The following is a 17,803-nucleotide window of genomic DNA, read 5'->3' as shown; positions in this document are numbered from 1 at the left end:
GCAGTTCAGCGGGAACCCTTCGGGTCGAGCGCGTCACGCACGCCGTCGCCGAAGAGGTTGAAGGCAAGGACGGTGATGAAGATCGCCACACCGGGGACCACCATGAACATGGGATCCGACTCGTAATAGTCGATCGCGGTGGACAGCATCTGTCCCCAGGAGGAGGTGGGCGGCTTGACGCCCACGCCGAGGAAGCTGAGCGCCGCCTCGGTGAGGATGTTGGTCGGGATCATCATCGTCGTGTACACGATGATGGGCGCGACCAGGTTGGGCAGCAGCTCCTTGAACAGGATGTAGAACCGGCCGGCGCCCAGCGAACGGGCCGCCTCGACGTACTCGCGTTCACGCATGGACAGCGTCTGGCCGCGCACCACACGGCCGATGTAGGGCCAGCCGAAGAAGCCGATCACCAGGATCATCACGAAGACGCGCACGCCCGTGCCGGTCAGGCCCAGCATGTGGTTCGGCATGACCGAGACCAGGGCGATGATGAACAGCAGCTGCGGGAAGGCGAGCAGACCGTCCATGACGCGGCTGACGACGGCGTCGACCCAGCCGCCGAAGAAGCCGGCGAGGATGCCGAGCACGGTGCCCAGGATCACGGCCACCATGGCCGACAGGAAGCCGACGAGCAGCGAGATCCGGGCGCCGTAGACGACGCGGGCGAAGATGTCGCGGCCGTTGACGGGCTCGACGCCCAGCAGGTGGTCGCCGCTGATGCCGCCCATGGACCCGGTGGGCGTGCCGAACAGCGGGTCGATCAGGTTCTCGTGGTACGCGTCGGGGTCCTGTCCGGCCAGGTCCGCGATGAGCGGGGCGAAGATCGCGACCAGGATGAGCACGACCACGACAACACCGCCCGTCAGGGCGAGCTTGTCCCGCTTCAGGCGCTCCCAGGCGATCCGGCCCAGGGAGCGCCCCTGCACGGCCTTCGTCCCGGCGCCTTGAACCGCCGCTTCTTCGGCCGCACTCGGAGCCGCTTCCGCGGTCGGCTCGTGCAATGGTGCCGTCATCTGGCAGGGACCCCTCTCAACCGGCGGTAGCCGGCCCGCACTTGCCGCTCGTAGCGGCGTGATCAGTCCGTCGTACACGGGAGCGAACGCTCCCCTGGTGCGGGAGTCTTCAACGCTCCGGCGATCTGTTGCCAGGGTTGACGGTGAATGGATGCGTAACCGTGATGCTCTTTGAGGTGTTCCGTTATGCGGACAGCGGGTAACAGGAGTCGGACGGGGGGCAATTGGGGCACCAGACCCGAAAACCCACCGGAACCACTCGTTCCGTTGCCCTCTACGCGCGCAGAAACACGGAGTAAACGTGAAGGTACGATGAGCAGCCTTCACTCGACAGCGTACGCGTGTCTCAGTATCCGGGCGTATGCGGGTAACCGTAGCCCGCACCGGGCACCGCGGCGGTGGCGTGGGCTTCGCGGTCGTAGAACGGCCGGGCCCTGGCCCGCAGCCACATCGCGACCGGGTCGTGCGGGTCGGACAGCGCGACGGTGGAGACCGGCAGCCCGTCCGGCACGGCGACGACCGACTGCCGCATCATCGTGCGCACCGCGTCCACGGCCGGCGGCGACGCCTCGTACACGTCGAGCCCGATGGCGAGATACGGCGCGCCGAGGGCGGGCTGCACCCAGGCGCGGCGCAGCGCGCGCACCGCGGGAGTGCGGTGCGCGTTCTGTGTGAGCAGGGCGTAGAACTGCGGGATCTCGATGGCCGGTTCACTCAGCCGGAGCGGTCCCGCGGGCTGTCTGTCCAGACCCGTGGCGATCCGGCGCAGATCCAGCCAGGGGACGCCGACACCACCGCCGGGGGCGTGCGGATTCAGCCACAGGCCGTAGTGGTCGGGGTAGAGGGCGCGGGCCGCCTCCAGCCCGTCGACCACCTCGTAGGAACGGTTCCAGCCGCTGGCCGACAGCTCCTGCGCGGAGGTCACACAGGGGGCGTAAGGGAAACCGCCGACCTCCATGGTTCCGTACTGCGCGTCGGACGAACCGGTCCGCCCCTGCCAGAGCAGCATCCACAGATGGCCGGAGGACGGCGCCGCGAGCGCGCGGAGCAGCGCCTCGTAGGCGTCGTAACGCCCGGGCGTGACTTGGCGCAGCATGTGCTCGACCTGCCCGGCCGCGGCCGTGCCCGACGCGCTCACCTTCTACCGCCCCTTCGCGAGACATTGGCTGAGGACAGCTTAAGGTCTGCCGGCGGCGCGGGGAGGGGCCGGGGCGGCGCGGGGAGGGGCCGGGGCGGCACGGGGAGGGGCCGGGGCGGCACGGGGTGACGGCGCGGCACGGGGTGACGGCGCGGCACGGGGTGACGGCGCGGCGCGGGGGCCAGGGCCTGTCCGGCGGTTCTTCGCGGGACAGGCCCTGCTCGTCAGTAGCCCAGTTGGTAGAAGGGCCGCACGTTCTCGCGGAGCCAGTCGCAGACGGGGTCCTGAGCGGCGTCCAGGAAGACCATGTTGACGGGGGTGGCGAAGGGCGCCTTGGCCAGCGCGCGGCCGAGGGCCTCCAGCGGGACCGTGTGCGCCTCGGGGTCGAGGGAGGCGAGTTCGACGCCGACGAACATGACCGGGTCGGCGGTCTCGATCACGGCGAGGCAGCGGCGGGCCGAGAGCACGGCACCGGTCGCGGCGAACTCGGCGGAGGCGGCGGCGAGCAGGTCCACCGGGTCGTCCTGCCAGTCGGGCTCGAAGAGCCGGACCCGGCCGCCGGACACCGAGCCGTCCAGCGGATCGATCCCGCCGCGGCACAGCGCGGCCACCGCGTCGGGCGGCAGCGGTATGCCGAGCAGACCGTCGGGGTTGACGACGAGGCCGACCTGCGGGGGAAGTCCCCGCGCGAACTCCACGGCGGGGGCGATGGTGAACCCCATGTGCGTGCCGGCCACTTGACGGAACTGTTCCTCGGAGCTGAAGACGGGGACGTAGACCTGGCCGTCGAGTTCCAGGGTGGGCAGGTCGAGGGGACCGCCGTGGGCGCCGCGGCCATTGGGCAGCGGGACCCAGAGGAAGCTGCGGGCGAGCACCTCGACGATGCGGGCGCCGGCGGAGGGGACGCCGAGCGAGGCGGAGAGCACCTCCTCCAGCTCGTTGCCGGGCCAGCCGCCGTGCGGATGCGCCTGTGCCGGGACGTCCATGTGCCTCTCCTGCCCTTCCTGCCCTGCTGTGCTGTGCTGTGCCGTGCTCTGTCGTGCTCTGCGCTGTGCTGTGCACTGCTGCGCCGGTGCACTGCTGCGCCCTGCCGGTATGTGCCGTTCCGGCACGGAACCCTATCGCCCGGCGGGCGGGCGGGCGTCCTCGAATTCGATCCTGCGCAGGGCGTCGGCGGCGGGCCGGTCCAGGAGCGTGGCGGAGGCGCAGCCCTCGGGGAGGGTGCCGCGTTCGACCGCGCGCAGCAGGCGCCGCGACGCCCTGCGGTGCCGAAGGAAGGCGTACGCCGAGACACCCCGGCCCCGCGCGCGCTGACCCTCGCGGGCCCGGTCGACGCCGACGTCGAGGACCAGCAGGTGCAGGGCGCCGCCGCGCCTCCGGGCCTCGCGGGCGAGCCAGCCGCGGACCCAGGCCTGGGTGCCGCAGTCGTGTACGACCACGCCCCCGCCGGCGCGGACCGCGCGCCGCAGTCCCGCGTAGTGGGCGAGCCGGACGAGGGGTCGGTAGACGGCGTACGGGAGGAAGCGGGGGGTACGGGCCTCCCAGCGGTCGCGGGTGTCCTGGGAGTCGACGCGGGGGCCGCGCACGGCGCGGTGCATCAGCGTCGACTTGCCGCTGCCGGGGAGGCCGGTGACCACGACGACGTCGTCGGGGCCGAAGGTCAGGCCGTGCGGGCTGCGGCCGCGGCGGGAACGGAGGTCGCGGACGACGGGGGTGGCGGGCGCGAGGTGCGGGCCGTATGCGGGGCCGACGGGTTGCGGGGGCAGTGCGACGGGTCCTTCGGGCAGCGCGAGGGCCGGTGTGGTGCCGTACGCCGTGGTCCTGTCCACCCTGATCGTCCTCCTCCGGGACATGTATGCCCCTTCCCCGCCGAGCGTAAAGAGAAGGTAATGCACGGTGTCTCGCCATCACGTCCGTCTCCTGCAACAGGCGTGCTACAGAGCCGGGGTGGGCGGGGCGGGTGCGCGGTGGGGGAGGCGGGGCGGCCTTTTCTCGCCCCCGCCGCTCCTTCCCTTCCCGTCCCCGAGGGGTTCCGCCCCCCGGACCCCCGAGAAGATCGCGCAGTTCCCCGCGCCCCTGTCAGGGGCGCCCCTCAAGGACCTGGGGCGGAGGTGCGTGCAATGATGTGGCCTCAACCGCATACCGGCCGTTCGAATCCGCGCGGGAGAGTCCCCGGCCCGAGGGCTGTGACCGGGGCGCCGAAGGAGCAAGCACCTCCCTTGAATCTCTCAGGCCCAGTTACCGCGCGGGCGAGGCACATCTGGAAAGCGGACCGTCCCTGAACACGGCGGTCCCACCCAAGGTGCAAGCCATGACCCCGTCGCCGGGTCACGGCGAAGCTCTCAGGTTCCGATGACAGATGGGGAGGACAAGGGGATCGCCGTCCGCGTTCCCCCGCCCGCCTCGCCACGCCTTCTCGTCCGGGAGAACGACCGATGAGCAGCACCACCACCTCCGGCGCCCCGCGCCGTACCGCCCTCGACGCCCTGCACCGCTCGCTCGGCGCCACCATGACCGACTTCGCCGGCTGGGACATGCCCCTGCGCTACGGCTCGGAGCGCGAGGAACACCTCGCCGTCCGGACCCGCGCCGGGCTGTTCGACCTCTCCCACATGGGCGAGATCACCGTCACCGGCCCGGACGCCCCGGCCCTGCTGGGCCACTCGCTCGTCGGCGACCTCGCCACGCTCGCCGCCGGCCGGGCCCGCTACACCATGATCTGCCGGGCGGACGGCGGCATCCTCGACGACCTGATCGTCTACCGGCTCGCCGACGCGGAGCACCCGGTGTACATGGTCGTCGCCAACGCCTCCAACGCGCAGACGGTCCTCGACGCGCTCACCGAGCGGGCGGCGGGCTTCGACGCCGAGGTGCGCGACGACCGGGACGCCTACGCGCTCCTCGCCGTCCAGGGCCCCGCCTCCCCCGGCATCCTCGCCTCCGTCACGGACGCCGACCTGGACGGCCTGAAGTACTACGCCGGCCTGCCCGGCACCGTCGCCGGTGTCCCCGCGCTGATCGCCCGTACCGGCTACACCGGGGAGGACGGCTTCGAACTGTTCGTCGACCCCGCCGACGCGGAGAAGCTGTGGCAGGCGCTCACCGAGGCCGGGGCGTCCGCCGGGCTCGTCCCGTGCGGGCTGTCCTGCCGGGACACCCTGCGCCTGGAGGCCGGCATGCCGCTGTACGGCAACGAGCTGACCACCGCCCTCACCCCGTTCGACGCCGGGCTCGGCCGGGTGGTCAAGTTCGGCAAGGAGGGCGACTTCGTGGGCCGCGAGGCGCTGGCCGAGGCCGCCGGGCGGGCGGAGCAGAACCCGCCCCGGGTGCTCGTCGGGCTGGTCGCCGAGGGCCGCCGGGTGCCGCGCGCCGGTTACCCCGTCGTCGCGGGCGGTGCGGTGGTCGGCGAGGTCACCTCCGGCGCCCCCTCCCCCACGCTGGGCAGGCCGATCGCCATGGCCTACGTCGACGCCGCGCACGCCGCGCCGGGCACCCCCGGCGTCGGGGTGGACATCCGCGGCAGCCACGAGCCGTTCGAGGTCGTGGCGCTGCCGTTCTACAAGCGCCGCAAGTAGCCGCCGCGCGGTTCCGCCCGCGCCGCGGAGAGCCCGCCGACTCCGTGAGCGGCGCATGCGCTCGCCGCTTCACGAGCGGCGCGTGGGGCGGGAGGGGAGACTGGGCGCAGCGCGCCGACCGGGTCTCCCCGTCGGCCACCTCACCACCACCCGCCCCTTCCGGCCACCTCACTGCGTCCCTCCCCTCCCCCACAGGTCACATCCCTCCCCCACACGTTTCCGATCCCTTTCCGGGCCCTTTCCCCGCGTACAGGAGAATCCAGCCATGAGCGACAACCCCCAGCAGCTGCGCTACAGCAAGGAGCACGAGTGGCTGTCGGACGCCGCGGACGGCGTCTCGACGGTCGGCATCACCGAGCACGCGGCCAACGCGCTCGGCGACGTGGTCTACGTCCAGCTCCCCGACGTCGGCTCCACGGTCACCGCGGGCGAGACCTGCGGCGAGCTGGAGTCCACCAAGTCGGTCAGCGACCTGTACGCCCCGGTCACGGGTGAGGTCACCGAGATCAACGACGACGTGGTCGCCGACCCGTCGCTGGTCAACTCCGCGCCCTTCGAGGGCGGCTGGCTGTTCAAGGTGCGGATCACCGGCACCCCGGACGACCTGCTCTCCGCGGACGAGTACACCGCCTTCATCACCGGCTGAGGACGCACCCCATGTCACCCTTGTCCCCCCAGTCCCTGCTCGACGTCCCGCTGCACGAGCTCGACCCCGACGTGGCGGCCGCGCTCGACGCCGAGCTGGACCGTCAGCAGTCCACCCTCGAGATGATCGCCTCGGAGAACTTCGCCCCGGTCGCGGTCATGGAGGCCCAGGGCTCGGTCCTCACCAACAAGTACGCCGAGGGCTACCCGGGCCGCCGCTACTACGGCGGCTGCGAGCACGTCGACGTCGTCGAGCAGATCGCGATCGACCGGGTGAAGGCGCTGTTCGGCGCCGAGCACGCCAACGTGCAGCCGCACTCCGGCGCGCAGGCCAACGCGGCCGCGATGTTCGCGCTGCTCAAGCCCGGCGACACGATCATGGGCCTCGACCTCGCGCACGGCGGGCACCTGACCCACGGCATGCGGATCAACTTCTCCGGCAAGCTCTACGACGTGGTCGCCTACCACGTCGACGGCGAGAGCGGCCGGGTCGACATGGCCGAGGTCGAGCGGCTCGCCAAGGAGTCCCGGCCGAAGCTGATCGTCGCCGGCTGGTCGGCGTACCCCCGGCAGCTCGACTTCGCCGCGTTCCGCAGGATCGCGGACGAGGTCGGCGCGTACCTGATGGTCGACATGGCGCACTTCGCCGGGCTGGTCGCGGCGGGGCTGCACCCCAGCCCCGTCCCGCACGCGCACGTCGTCACCACGACCACACACAAGACGCTGGGCGGCCCGCGCGGCGGTGTGATCCTCTCCACGGCCGAGCTGGCCAAGAAGATCAACTCGGCTGTCTTCCCCGGTCAGCAGGGTGGTCCGCTGGAGCATGTGATCGCCGCCAAGGCGGTCGCCTTCAAGGTCGCGGCTTCCGAGGAGTTCGCCGACCGCCAGCGTCGTACGCTGGAGGGCGCCCGCGTCCTGGCCGAACGGCTGGTGCGGGACGACGTCCGGGAGCACGGCGTGTCCGTGCTGTCCGGCGGGACCGACGTCCACCTGGTCCTGGTCGACCTGCGCGACTCCGCGCTGGACGGGCAGCAGGCGGAGGACCGGCTGCACGAGATCGGCATCACGGTCAACCGCAACGCCGTACCCGACGACCCGCGTCCGCCGATGGTCACCTCGGGACTGCGCATCGGCACGCCCGCGCTCGCCACGCGCGGGTTCGAGGCGCGGGACTTCGCGGAGGTCGCGGACGTCATCGCCGAGGCGCTGAAGCCGTCCTTCGACGCCGAGGCGTTGAAGGCGCGCGTCGCGGCACTCGTCACGGCGCACCCGCTGTACCCGGGCGTGCGCAAGTAGCACGTCACCGGGCGTGCGCGGCTCGTACGTCCCGAGCGGGCGCACGTGCCCGCTCGTCCACCCGCCCCGTCCGGGGGCGCGCCGCACCCGCGTGCGCCCCCGGGACCCCGGCCGCCGTGCCCGCGCCCACACCGCGCGGGAGCGGCGGCCACGCCCGGCCTCGCACCACCCCGCCCAGAGGAGTCCGCCCGTGGCCATCTCGGTCTTCGACCTGTTCTCGATCGGCATCGGCCCGTCCAGCTCCCACACCGTCGGCCCGATGCGCGCGGCCCGCATGTTCGCGCGCCGGCTGCACAACGAGGAACTGCTGGACTCCGTCGCCTCGGTCCGCGTCGAGCTGTACGGCTCGCTGGGCGCCACCGGCCACGGCCACGGCACCCCCAAGGCGGTGCTGCTCGGCCTGGAAGGCGCCTCCCCGCGCACGGTGGACGTGGAGCGCGCCGACGACCGCGTCGCCGCGATCAGGGAAAGCGGGCGGCTGAACCTCCTGGACGAGCACGAGATCGGCTTCTCCTTCGACGACGACCTCGTCCTGCACCGCCGCAAGGCCCTCCCCTACCACGCCAACGGCATGACCCTGTGGGCGTACGACGCCTCCGGCACTGAGCTGCTGACCAGGACGTACTACTCGGTGGGCGGCGGTTTCGTCGTCGACGAGGAGGCGGTCGGCGCCGACCGCATCAAGCTGGACGACACCGTCCTGAAGTACCCCTTCCGCACCGGCGACGAACTGCTGCGCCTGACGCGCGAGACGGGGCTGTCCATCTCCGCGCTGATGCTGGAGAACGAGCTGTCCTGGCGCACGGAGGAGGAGATCCGCGCCGGACTCCTGGAGATCTGGCGGGTGATGAAGCATTGCGTGGCGCGCGGCATGTCCCGCGAGGGCATCCTGCCCGGCGGCCTGAAGGTGCGCCGCCGCGCCGCGACCACCGCGCGCAAGCTGCGCTCGGAGGGCGCCCCGGCGACCCTGGCCATGGAGTGGATCACCCTCTACGCGATGGCCGTCAACGAGGAGAACGCGGCCGGGGGCCGGGTGGTGACCGCCCCGACCAACGGCGCGGCCGGCATCATCCCGGCAGTGCTCCACTACTACATGGACTTCGTGCCCGGCGCCGACGAGGAGGGCGTCGTCCGCTTCCTGCTCGCGGCCGGCGCGATCGGCATGCTCTTCAAGGAGAACGCCTCGATCTCCGGCGCCGAGGTCGGCTGCCAGGGCGAGGTCGGCTCGGCCTGCTCGATGGCGGCGGGCGCGCTGGCCGAGGTGCTGGGCGGCTCCCCGGAACAGGTGGAGAACGCGGCCGAGATCGGCATGGAACACAACCTGGGCCTGACCTGCGACCCGGTGGGCGGCCTGGTCCAGATCCCGTGCATCGAGCGCAACGGCATGGCCGCGGTGAAGGCGGTCACCGCCGCGCGGATGGCGATGCGCGGCGACGGCTCGCACAAGGTGTCCCTGGACAAGGTCATCAAGACGATGAAGGAGACGGGCGCGGACATGTCCGTCAAGTACAAGGAGACGGCCCGGGGCGGGCTCGCGGTGAACATCATCGAGTGCTGAGAACCGTCCGTCCCGGTCTCCCCGGGGGGGGCGCTGCCAGGACGTCCGCACCGCGACGAGCCCGACCGCCACCTCCCACGAGGTGGCGGTCGGGCTCGCGGTCGGCCCATCTCGCCCGGTCGTCACGACCCGGTACGACGCGGTGCGTGCAGGGGTCACACCCGAGCGCTTCGCCGCCGGCCCCGAGGACGGTTATCCGGAGGCGCCCAGGGACGCCGGGGGCTGGGAGGGCTGCTGCGCCCCGACGGGGTAGGCGGGCTGCTGGTCCTCCACGGGCGCGGAGGAGTACGGGGATCCGGACGGCTGCGGGCGGGCGGTGGGGTACCCGGGTACGCCGGCCTCGCCGGGATCGGGGGCACCCGAGATCTGCGGGTTGGTGGGGTACCCGGGTATGCCGGCCTCGCCGGAATCGGGGGCACCCGAGACCTGCGGGTTGGTGGGGTACTCGGGATTCAGGGCGGACCACGACGTATCGGTGGAACCCGAGGGCTGTGGATCAGCGGTGGGGTAGTCGGGCTGGGCCGGCCGCATGTCGCCCTGCGGTACCGAGAGGTCGCCCGCAGGAGAGGCCGAACCGCTCCCGCAAGCCGTCAGGGACGCAGCCGCGGCCAGCGCGAGCCCTGCCATCAGGCCGGCTTTTCGAGCCCCGAATTTCACTTTGAACATGACAAAATGCGCCTTTCCTCAGTGCGGCGAAGTGGGTCCGTGGACAGGGAAGACACGCATGGCGGCCTTCCGCCGGACCTACCGGAACGTTCGCAGCTCGGGTCCCCCGCCTCCAGGGGCGTTGGGGCAACGTGCGCGCACAGCAGGGCAGTTCAGCCGTCCGAGAGGTTTGAGGGCGCGATGCCCGGGCCCGGCCGCCCGAGTCGGAAGGTCCCCACCGACATCTCCGGCGTCACCGGTGTGATTTTTCCTCTCCCGCCCATCGGGCATCCGGGAAGTGCCAGAGTGAACGGGCGGCAACTCCCGTTCCTGACCGCACACTTCGAGGAGCCCCCATGCTGCGAGGCATCGACGTCAGCGCCTACCAGTCCTCTTCCTTCGGCACGGACGGTCTGTCGTTCGCCTTCATAAAGGCGACCGAGGGCCGCAGTTACGTCAATCCGAGGCTGTCCGCGCAGACGAAGCACGCCCGGGACGCCGGACTCGTCGTCGGCTTCTATCACTTCCTGTGGCCGGGCGACCTCACCGCCCAGGCCGAGTACTTCGTCGCACACGCCCCGGAGAAGGGCGGCGACCTCCTCGCCGTCGACTGGGAGACCACCGGCGAGGGCACCCACGCGAGCAACGCGGAGAAGGACAGCTTCATCCGCAAGGTGAGGGCGCTCCGGCCCAACAACCGGGTGTTGTTGTATTGCAACCGGAGTTTTTGGCTCAACGTCGACAGGACCTCCTACGCCGGTGACGGTTCCTGGATCGCCGACTACGTGACGGCGGGCGAGCCGCGCATCAAGGCCAAGTGGCGCTTCCACCAGTACACGTCCGACCCGCACGACAAGGACGTCGCCGACTTCGGCAGCAAGGCCGCGCTGAAGAAGTGGGCGGACGACGCCTGAGGGTCGGGTTCCGCCCCGCCCGGGCACACGTCACGCCCGGCGCAGCAGGTCCAGGGTCTGCTGGAGTTCCTCGCGCAGGACCGTCGACGCCGCCTCCGCGTCGCCCCCGGCGATCGCCTCGACCAGGGCCTCGTGGGTGTCGTCGCCCGTGTTGGGGTCGTGGCGGCGCAGGCCGACGAGGTCGAGCATCTCGATCAGGCCGCGGCGCAGGGCCGGGGTGAACTCGGTGAAGAGGTCGGTGAGTACGGGGTTGTGCGCGGCGGCGACGACGGCCGCGTGCAGGGCGATGTCGGCGTCGACGAAGGCGGCGTCGTCCGCGGCGGCGGCCGTGCGGCGGCCCCCCAGGGCGGCCCGGAGCGCGGCGGTGTCCTCGGGGGTGCGGCGGACGGCGGCGAGGGCGGCCGCGTGGACCTCGACGCCGAGGCGGACCTCGTAGACGTCGGTCACGGCGGCGCGGCGCAGCCGGGCGGGCCAGTCCTCGGCGGGTTCGGTGGCGGTGACGAAGACGCCGGCGCCGTGCCGCGCCCGGACCAGTCCGGCGCCGGCGAGGGCCCGCAGCGCCTCGCGGACGGTGGAGCGGCCGACGCCGAGTTCCTTGGCCAGCGTGGTCTCGCCGGGGAGTCTGGTGCCGACCGGCCACTGTCCGCCGGTGATCTGCGCGCGCAGCCGGTCCGCGGCCTGTTCGACGAGCGGGCTGGGGCGGACGGCGTCCAGTGGCATGAGGGCACCTTACGTGGGCGGTGGCGCGTTTCCCGCACCCCGGACAACTTGTCTGAGGAGCTGAGGTGTGGATAGCGTACCGGCATGACGTACCGCGGTCTGCTTCTTCTCGGCTGCCGCGGCGGGGTCCGACCACGACCGGCACCCCGCCGCGGGGTTCCGCCGTGCCGCCGGTCGCCTCCGACCGAGCCGAAGGCAGCCATAGACCAGCATGAACACCGCGATCACGTACGACGGCGACCCGTCCGCCCAGGAGCCCTGGAATGCGCAGCGGCCCAGTTCGATGCCGTACCACCGGTACCGCCCCTTCGAGGAGCGCGTGCGCGTTCCCGTCGACGGACGGCGGTGGCCCTCCGCCCGGATCGAACGCGCCCCGCTGTGGGTGCCGGTCGATCTGCGCGACGGCAATCAGGCGCTCGCCGAGCCCATGGACACCCCGCGCAAGCGCCGCTTCTTCGACCTGCTGACCAAAATGGGGTTCAAGGAGATCGAGGTCGGCTATCCGTCCGCGAGCCGCACGGACTTCGACTTCGTGCGGCACCTGGTGACGGACGGGGCAGTGCCCGACGACGTCACACCCGTCGTGTTCACGCCCGCCCGGCCGGAGCTGATCGACACCACCTTCGACGCGATCGAGGGGCTGGACCGGGCCGTCGTCCATCTGTACATCGCCACCTCGCCGGTGTGGCGGGAGGTCGTGCTGGGGCGGGACCGGGAGGGGGTGCGGCGGACCGTGCGGGAGGCGGCCGCGCGCATGGCCCGCCGCGCGGACGGGCTGCGCGGCCGGGTGCGCTTCCAGTTCTCGCCCGAGACGTTCAACCTGACCGAGCCCGACTACGTGCTCGAACTGTGCGACGAGCTGACCGAGCTGTGGGACGCGAGCCCCGACCGTCCGGTCACCCACAACCTCCCCGCCACGGTGGAGATCGCCACGCCCAATGTCTACGCCGACCAGATCGAGTACGTCCACCGCAACCTGGCCCGCCGCGGCTCCGTCGTCCTGTCCGTCCACCCGCACAACGACCGCGGTACGGGCGTCGCCTGCGCCGAACTCGCCGTGCTGGCGGGGGCGCAGCGTGTGGAGGGCTGTCTGTTCGGCAACGGGGAGCGCACCGGCAACGTCGACCTGGTGACGCTGGCGCTCAACCTGTTCGCGCAGGGCGTCGATCCGATGATCGACCTGGGCGACATCGACGCGGTGCGGGCGACGGTGGAGCACTGCAACCGGCTGCCGGTGCACCCGCGCCATCCGTACGCCGGTGAGCTGGTCCACACGGCGTTCTCCGGCACGCACCAGGACGCCGTCGCCAAGGGCTTCGCCGCGCACGCGAAGCGGGCCGCCGAGCTGGGGGTGCCGGAGCGGGAGGCGCCGTGGGCGGTGCCGTACCTGCCGGTCGACCCGGCGGACCTGGGGCGGTCGTACGAGGCGGTGATACGGGTCAACTCGCAGTCCGGGAAGGGCGGGACGGCGTACCTGTTGCGGACCGGGCACGGCGTCGACCTGCCGGCGCGGATGCGGGCGGACTTCTCCCGGGTGGTGCAGCGGGCCACCGACGACAGCGGCCGGGAGGCGACGGCGAAGGAGCTGTACGCGCTGTTCGAGACGGCGTACCTGGCGCCGGGACGGGAGGGCGGGGCGGTGACGCTGTCCGCCTGGTCGGCGACGCAGGACCCGTCCGATCCGTCCGGGGCGCACCGGTTCGTGTGCACGCTGGAGCGCGACGGCCACAGCGGCGACCACGAGGGCACCGGCAACGGGCCGTCGGCGGCGTTCGCCGACGCGCTCGCCGGGGCCGGGATCGCGGTGGAGGTTCTCGATTTCGCCGAGCACGCGGCGGGCCCCGGCACGGACGGCGACGCGGTCGCCTACGCGGAGTGCCGGGTGAACGGCGTCACGGCGTGGGGCGCGGGCCGGGACACCTCGGTGCCGGCGGCGTCCGTGCACGCGGTGCTGTCGGCCGTGAACCGGGCGGGGGCGCGATGAGCGGCGGGGGCGCGCGGGACGGCGACCACGCGGTGAGCGACGGCGACGGTACGAGGGCGGTGCTTCTGGACGCCCGGGACGTGCATGTCGTACGGGACGGGCGGCCCCTGCTGCGGGACGTCTCACTGACCGTGCGCGCCGGTGAGCACTGGGCGCTCCTCGGCGCCAACGGGGCCGGCAAGACGACCCTGCTGAGCCTGCTGGGCGCGCGCGTCCACCCCACGTACGGCACGGTGGAGGTGCTGGGCCGCCGGCTGGGCACGGTGGATCTGCGGGAGCTGCGGTCGCTGGTGGGGCACGTCGACCCCCGGCATCCGCCGCGTTCGGCGCTGCGGGTGCGGGACGTCGTCCTGACCGGGCTGACCAACTCCGTCGAGCGGCTGCCCCGTTGGGCGCCGACGGCGGAGCAGGAGGAGCGCGCCGACCGGCTGATCGGCACACTGGGGCTGGCCGGCCGGCGGGAGGCCCGCTGGACGACGCTGTCGCAGGGCGAGCGCGGCCGCGTGCTGATCGCCCGCGCGCTGATGCCCGAGCCACGGCTGCTGCTGCTCGACGAACCGGCCACCGGCCTGGACCTGCCGGGCCGGGAGCAGTTCATCGAGGCGCTGGACTCGCTGCGCGAGGAGCACCCCCGGCTGGCGACGGTCCTGGTCACCCACCACCTGGAGGAGCTGCCGCCGGGTACGAGTCACGCGCTGCTGCTGCGCGAGGGGTGCGTGTCGGCCCGGGGGCCGGCCGGGCAGGTCCTCACCGGTGACCAGGTCGGCAAGTGCTTCGACCTGCCGCTCGTGCTCGACCGGCACGGCGGTCGCTGGAGCGTGCGCGTCGCACGCCGGCGCTGAACGGCGCCGAACGGCGCGGGGGCGCCCACCGGTGCACGGTGGGCGCCTCCGGAACGGGACCACGTACGAGTACGGATACGGGTACGAGGCGTACCCGGGCACGTCACTTGTTCAGGTACGTCCAGAACTCGTCGAACGACAGCACCTTGTCACCGTTGAGGTCACGGCTGGAGATGATGGACTCGGCCACCGACTCGGTGACGTTCCAGTCCCCTCCCTGCGCCAGGGCGGACTTGAACTCCGCGGCGGTGATGAAGCCGTCGCCGTCCGTGTCGATCCGCTGGAATTCCTTGCGCGCTGCCTCGATGTCCGCCACCGATCGGCCCCCTTCTGTGGTGCCTTGTCCGTCGCCGGGCACGCGCGGTGCCGCCGTACGGGCGTCCTGTTGACGCAGGCCAGGTTAACGGCCCGCGCGAGCCCGCGGCGCGGCGGCCATGCGAGCCGACGTCACGGCGCGCGCATCTCGAACCAGGTCGTCTTGCCGACCGGCAGCAGGTCCACGCCCCAGCGGTCGGCGAGGGTGTCGACGAGGGAGAGGCCGCGGCCGCTCTCGTCCAGTTCCTGGACCGGCATGAGGCAGGGCAGGCCGCGCGAGGGGTCCCGCACCTCCACCCGGATCCGGCCGCGACGGCGGTGCATCCGCAGCCCGAACACGCGTGCGCCGGTGTGCCGTACGGCGTTGCCCACGAGCTCGGAGACGAGCAGGACGGCGTCCTCCGTCAGCTTGGGGCCGAGCCCCCAGTGGCGCAGGAGTACGACCTGCGCGAGGCGGCGGGCGGTGGCGGCGGACTCCGGGAGCGACGGCAGCGACACTTCCCGCCGGGTGGGGTCGCCGAACAGGTCCAGCGCCTTCAGCGCCCGTTCGTCCTCCACCGCGGGCGTCCAGCGCGCGGCGGTCGCACGACCCTGTCCCCGCGGCTGATCGATGCCCTCCAGCCCCGCCATGCCCTCATCATGACCGCCCGGCGGGAGCTACGGGCCGGTTCGGCCGGATTCCACCCGTGGACGGCTGATGAGACACCGCGTCAACTGCAAGAGGCCGGACATAACGACCGGGACACGGTGGCACGGAACGGGGCGGTCGGGCACCGGCGGCCCCTCGTTAGCGCACGTTAACCTGCGTGCATGACCGTACATCTCGAAGTCTCCGAAGGCATCGGCACCGTCCGGCTGGACCGGCCGCCGATGAACGCGTTGAACGTGGCCGTCCAGGACCGGATCAAGGAGCTCGCGGAGGAGGCCGGGCGCCGCGACGACGTGCGCGCGGTGATCCTCTACGGCGGGGAGAAGGTGTTCGCGGCCGGCGCGGACATCAAGGAGATGCGGGACATGGACCACGCCGCGATGGTCGTGCGCTCCCGTGCCCTGCAGGAGTCCTTCACCGCCGTCGCCCGCATCCCCAAGCCGGTCGTCGCCGCCGTCACCGGGTACGCGCTGGGCGGGGGCTGCGAACTGGCGCTCTGCGCGGACTACCGCATCGCCGCGGACGACGCGAAGCTGGGCCAGCCGGAGATCCTGCTCGGGCTGATCCCCGGCGCGGGCGGCACCCAGCGGCTGTCCCGGCTGATCGGGCCGTCCCGCGCGAAGGACCTCATCTTCACGGGCCGTCAGGTCGGGGCCGACGAGGCGCTGGCGCTGGGCCTGGTCGACCGGGTGGTCCCGGCCGCCGAGGTGTACGAGGCGGCGCGTGCCTGGGCGGCGCGGCTGGTGCGGGGGCCGGCGCTGGCGCTGCGCGCGGCGAAGGAGTCGGTCGACGCGGGCCTGGAGACCGACATCGAGACCGGTCTGGCCGTCGAACGCACCTGGTTCGCGGGCCTGTTCGCCACGGAGGACCGCGAGCGCGGGATGCGGAGCTTCGTGGAGGAGGGGCCGGGCAGGGCGAAGTTCGTCTAGGGTCTTTCGTTCGGATCAGGCCGGCTGGGAGGCGCGGTGCGTCTTCGACCGACCCGAGCGGGGTCCGGTGCGTGCGGCGGCAAGGCGGAGGAGGGCGCCAGGGCGGAGCCCCGGCAACCGACGACAACGCCGCACAGGCGCGTACCGGACCCCGCGACGCCGGAATGATCCGAACGAGAGGCCCTGAGGACCTTTCCGGCGGGCCGCGCGGCAGCCCCCGGACGGACGCCGCGGCCCCGTGCCTCGAAAGGCGCGGGGCCGCGGTGGGCCGTCGGTGTGCCGGGCCGTCGGGCTCTCGCCCTCGTCAGGTCCTCCCCCTCGTCAGGCCGTCCATTGCTTCCAGGACATGTTCCAGCCGTTGAGGCCGTTGTCCGGGGCGACGGTCCGGTCGTGGGAGTGCTTCACGACCACCACGTCGCCGACCATCGAGCGGTTGAAGAACCAGGCCGCCGACACGCTGCCGTCGTAGCCGCCCTTGACGTCGCGCAGGCCGACGCAGCCGTGGCTGGAGGCGTAGTTGCCGAAGGTGCCGCCGCCCCAGTAGTTGCCGTGGATGAACGTGCCGGAGCTGGTCAGACGCATGGCGTGCGGCACGTCCTTGATGTCGTACTCGCCGCCGTAGCCGACCGTCTCGCCGTTCATCCGGGTCACCGAGAGGCGCTCGGTGATGACCATCTGGCCGTTCCACGTGTCGTAGCCGGGCTTGCCGGTGGTGACCGGGATGGTCTTGATGACCTTGCCGTCGCGGCGGACGGTCATCTTCTGGGTCTTGACGTCGACCGTGGAGACCTGGCTGCGCCCGATCGTGAAGCCGATCTTCTTGGCCTGCTTGCCGTAGACGCCGGGCCGGCCCTCGACGCCGTCCAGGTTCAGCGTGACGCTGACCTTGGTGCCGGGCTTCCAGTACTCCTCGGGCCGGAAGTCGAGCCGGTCGTTGCCGAACCAGTGGCCGCGGACCTCGACGGCCGGCTCGGTCTTGATGGTGATCGCCTTCTCCACGTCCTCCGGGTGCGTGATGCCCCGGGTGAAGTTGACGGAGAAGGGCATCCCGACGCCGACCTTGGTGCCGTCCTCCGGTGTGAAGTTGCCGGTGAAGGTGGCCTTCGGGGTCAGCGTGGTGAAGCCGGACTTCTGCGTCGTACTGCGGCCGCCGGAGTCCTTGGCGACCGCGCGGACGGTGTAGTGGGTGTGGGTGGCCAGATGGCCGGAAGGCGTCCAGCCGGTCCCCCCGCCGGTGATCTTCCCGTCCACCTCGTGGCCCTTGGCGTCCTCGACGCTCACGTCGGTCAGCCGGCCCTTGGCCGCGGTGACCTTCAGGGCCCCGCTGGTGGCCACGCCGTCGGCGCCGTTCTTCGGCGCGATCGTCACCACGGCCTGCGGCGACACGCTCTTGGCGCCGTCCGCGTCCTTGCCGCCGCTCGCCGCCCCCGAATCGGATCCGCCTCCGCCGCACGCGGTCAGCGCGAGCAGCAACGAACCCAGCAGCGTCGCACGGACCACCCCCCTGCGGCCGCGTATCCGTGCGCCAACCGACGCCCCCGGTATCGGTCGTCTGTTCACTTGTCGTTCTCCCCTCGCAC

17 protein-coding genes and 1 riboswitch are annotated in these 17,803 nt (G+C 72.3%); of the genes, 8 read left to right on the top strand and 9 right to left on the bottom strand.

Translation table 11 applies throughout. The features are described 5' to 3' along the window. Positions 1–5: 5 nt before the first annotated feature. The 4 genes from QFZ64_RS24320 to QFZ64_RS24305 all read right to left on the bottom strand — a co-directional run bounded on the left by QFZ64_RS24320 (position 6) and on the right by QFZ64_RS24305 (position 3,980). The gene (locus tag QFZ64_RS24320; protein WP_307069100.1) at positions 6–1,013 is read right to left on the bottom strand and encodes an ABC transporter permease; all 1,008 of its coding nucleotides are present in this window, start codon (positions 1,011–1,013) and stop codon (positions 6–8) included. A gap of 346 nt (positions 1,014–1,359) precedes the next feature. After that, positions 1,360–2,151: an enhanced serine sensitivity protein SseB C-terminal domain-containing protein gene (locus QFZ64_RS24315; RefSeq protein WP_307069098.1), complete on the bottom strand. Its 792-nt coding sequence runs from the start codon at positions 2,149–2,151 to the stop codon at positions 1,360–1,362. 224 nt (positions 2,152–2,375) lie between these two features. Continuing rightward, a complete protein-coding gene (locus QFZ64_RS24310) occupies positions 2,376–3,137 on the bottom strand; it encodes an enhanced serine sensitivity protein SseB (protein WP_307069096.1) in 762 nt (253 codons plus the stop codon). 132 nt (positions 3,138–3,269) lie between these two features. Beyond that, on the bottom strand, positions 3,270–3,980 hold the full coding sequence (locus QFZ64_RS24305) for an AAA family ATPase (RefSeq protein WP_307069095.1): 711 nt from the start codon (positions 3,978–3,980) through the stop codon (positions 3,270–3,272). A gap of 322 nt (positions 3,981–4,302) precedes the next feature. Next, positions 4,303–4,405, top strand: a riboswitch (glycine riboswitch). A gap of 181 nt (positions 4,406–4,586) precedes the next feature. Between QFZ64_RS24305 and gcvT the strand changes: the two genes are divergently transcribed. The 4 genes from gcvT to QFZ64_RS24285 all read left to right on the top strand — a co-directional run bounded on the left by gcvT (position 4,587) and on the right by QFZ64_RS24285 (position 9,225). After that, on the top strand, positions 4,587–5,726 hold the full coding sequence (gene gcvT, locus QFZ64_RS24300; RefSeq protein WP_307069093.1) for a glycine cleavage system aminomethyltransferase GcvT: 1,140 nt from the start codon (positions 4,587–4,589) through the stop codon (positions 5,724–5,726). A gap of 265 nt (positions 5,727–5,991) precedes the next feature. After that, positions 5,992–6,372, top strand: coding sequence for a glycine cleavage system protein GcvH (gene gcvH, locus QFZ64_RS24295; protein WP_307069091.1), 381 nt, complete (start codon positions 5,992–5,994; stop codon positions 6,370–6,372). A gap of 11 nt (positions 6,373–6,383) precedes the next feature. Continuing rightward, positions 6,384–7,667: a serine hydroxymethyltransferase gene (glyA, locus tag QFZ64_RS24290; RefSeq protein ID WP_307069088.1), complete on the top strand. Its 1,284-nt coding sequence runs from the start codon at positions 6,384–6,386 to the stop codon at positions 7,665–7,667. A gap of 190 nt (positions 7,668–7,857) precedes the next feature. Further along, a complete protein-coding gene (locus QFZ64_RS24285; RefSeq protein WP_307069086.1) occupies positions 7,858–9,225 on the top strand; it encodes an L-serine ammonia-lyase in 1,368 nt (455 codons plus the stop codon). Positions 9,226–9,417: 192 nt separating this feature from the next. On the opposite strand, the gene QFZ64_RS24280 is transcribed toward QFZ64_RS24285, so the two are convergent. Then, a complete protein-coding gene (locus tag QFZ64_RS24280; RefSeq protein WP_307069084.1) occupies positions 9,418–9,891 on the bottom strand; it encodes a hypothetical protein in 474 nt (157 codons plus the stop codon). A gap of 335 nt (positions 9,892–10,226) precedes the next feature. On the opposite strand from QFZ64_RS24280, the gene QFZ64_RS24275 reads away from it, so the two are divergent. After that, positions 10,227–10,784 (top strand): glycoside hydrolase family 25 protein, encoded by a 558-nt coding sequence (locus QFZ64_RS24275; protein ID WP_307069082.1) that lies wholly within the window; start codon positions 10,227–10,229, stop codon positions 10,782–10,784. A 30-nt stretch (positions 10,785–10,814) separates the two neighbouring features. Here the strand turns inward: QFZ64_RS24275 and QFZ64_RS24270 are convergent, their stop codons facing one another. Then, positions 10,815–11,504, bottom strand: coding sequence for a FadR/GntR family transcriptional regulator (locus QFZ64_RS24270; protein ID WP_307069080.1), 690 nt, complete (start codon positions 11,502–11,504; stop codon positions 10,815–10,817). Positions 11,505–11,715: 211 nt separating this feature from the next. On the opposite strand from QFZ64_RS24270, the gene leuA reads away from it, so the two are divergent. Both leuA and QFZ64_RS24260 read left to right on the top strand, forming a co-directional pair. Then, positions 11,716–13,488, top strand: coding sequence for a 2-isopropylmalate synthase (gene leuA / locus QFZ64_RS24265; protein ID WP_307069078.1), 1,773 nt, complete (start codon positions 11,716–11,718; stop codon positions 13,486–13,488). Further along, a complete protein-coding gene (locus tag QFZ64_RS24260) occupies positions 13,485–14,330 on the top strand; it encodes an ABC transporter ATP-binding protein (protein ID WP_307069077.1) in 846 nt (281 codons plus the stop codon). Before leuA ends, QFZ64_RS24260 begins: the two co-directional genes overlap by 4 nt. Before the next feature lie 103 nt (positions 14,331–14,433). On the opposite strand, the gene QFZ64_RS24255 is transcribed toward QFZ64_RS24260, so the two are convergent. Beyond that, the gene (locus QFZ64_RS24255) at positions 14,434–14,646 is read right to left on the bottom strand and encodes an EF-hand domain-containing protein (protein ID WP_307069075.1); all 213 of its coding nucleotides are present in this window, start codon (positions 14,644–14,646) and stop codon (positions 14,434–14,436) included. Between the two features lie 131 nt (positions 14,647–14,777). Beyond that, on the bottom strand, positions 14,778–15,275 hold the full coding sequence (locus QFZ64_RS24250; RefSeq protein WP_307069074.1) for an ATP-binding protein: 498 nt from the start codon (positions 15,273–15,275) through the stop codon (positions 14,778–14,780). 180 nt (positions 15,276–15,455) lie between these two features. On the opposite strand from QFZ64_RS24250, the gene QFZ64_RS24245 reads away from it, so the two are divergent. Then, entirely contained in the window at positions 15,456–16,223 is a 768-nt protein-coding gene (locus QFZ64_RS24245) for an enoyl-CoA hydratase/isomerase family protein (protein WP_307069072.1), read from the top strand. Positions 16,224–16,544: 321 nt separating this feature from the next. On the opposite strand, the gene QFZ64_RS24240 is transcribed toward QFZ64_RS24245, so the two are convergent. Beyond that, positions 16,545–17,783, bottom strand: a complete 1,239-nt coding sequence (locus tag QFZ64_RS24240) for an Ig-like domain-containing protein (protein WP_307069070.1) — start codon at positions 17,781–17,783, stop codon at positions 16,545–16,547. Between the last annotated feature and the right edge of the window lie 20 nt (positions 17,784–17,803).

Source organism: Streptomyces sp. B3I8 (assembly GCF_030816915.1).
GTDB lineage: Bacteria > Actinomycetota > Actinomycetes > Streptomycetales > Streptomycetaceae > Streptomyces.
This window is presented reverse-complemented; position numbering and strand designations above follow the sequence as displayed.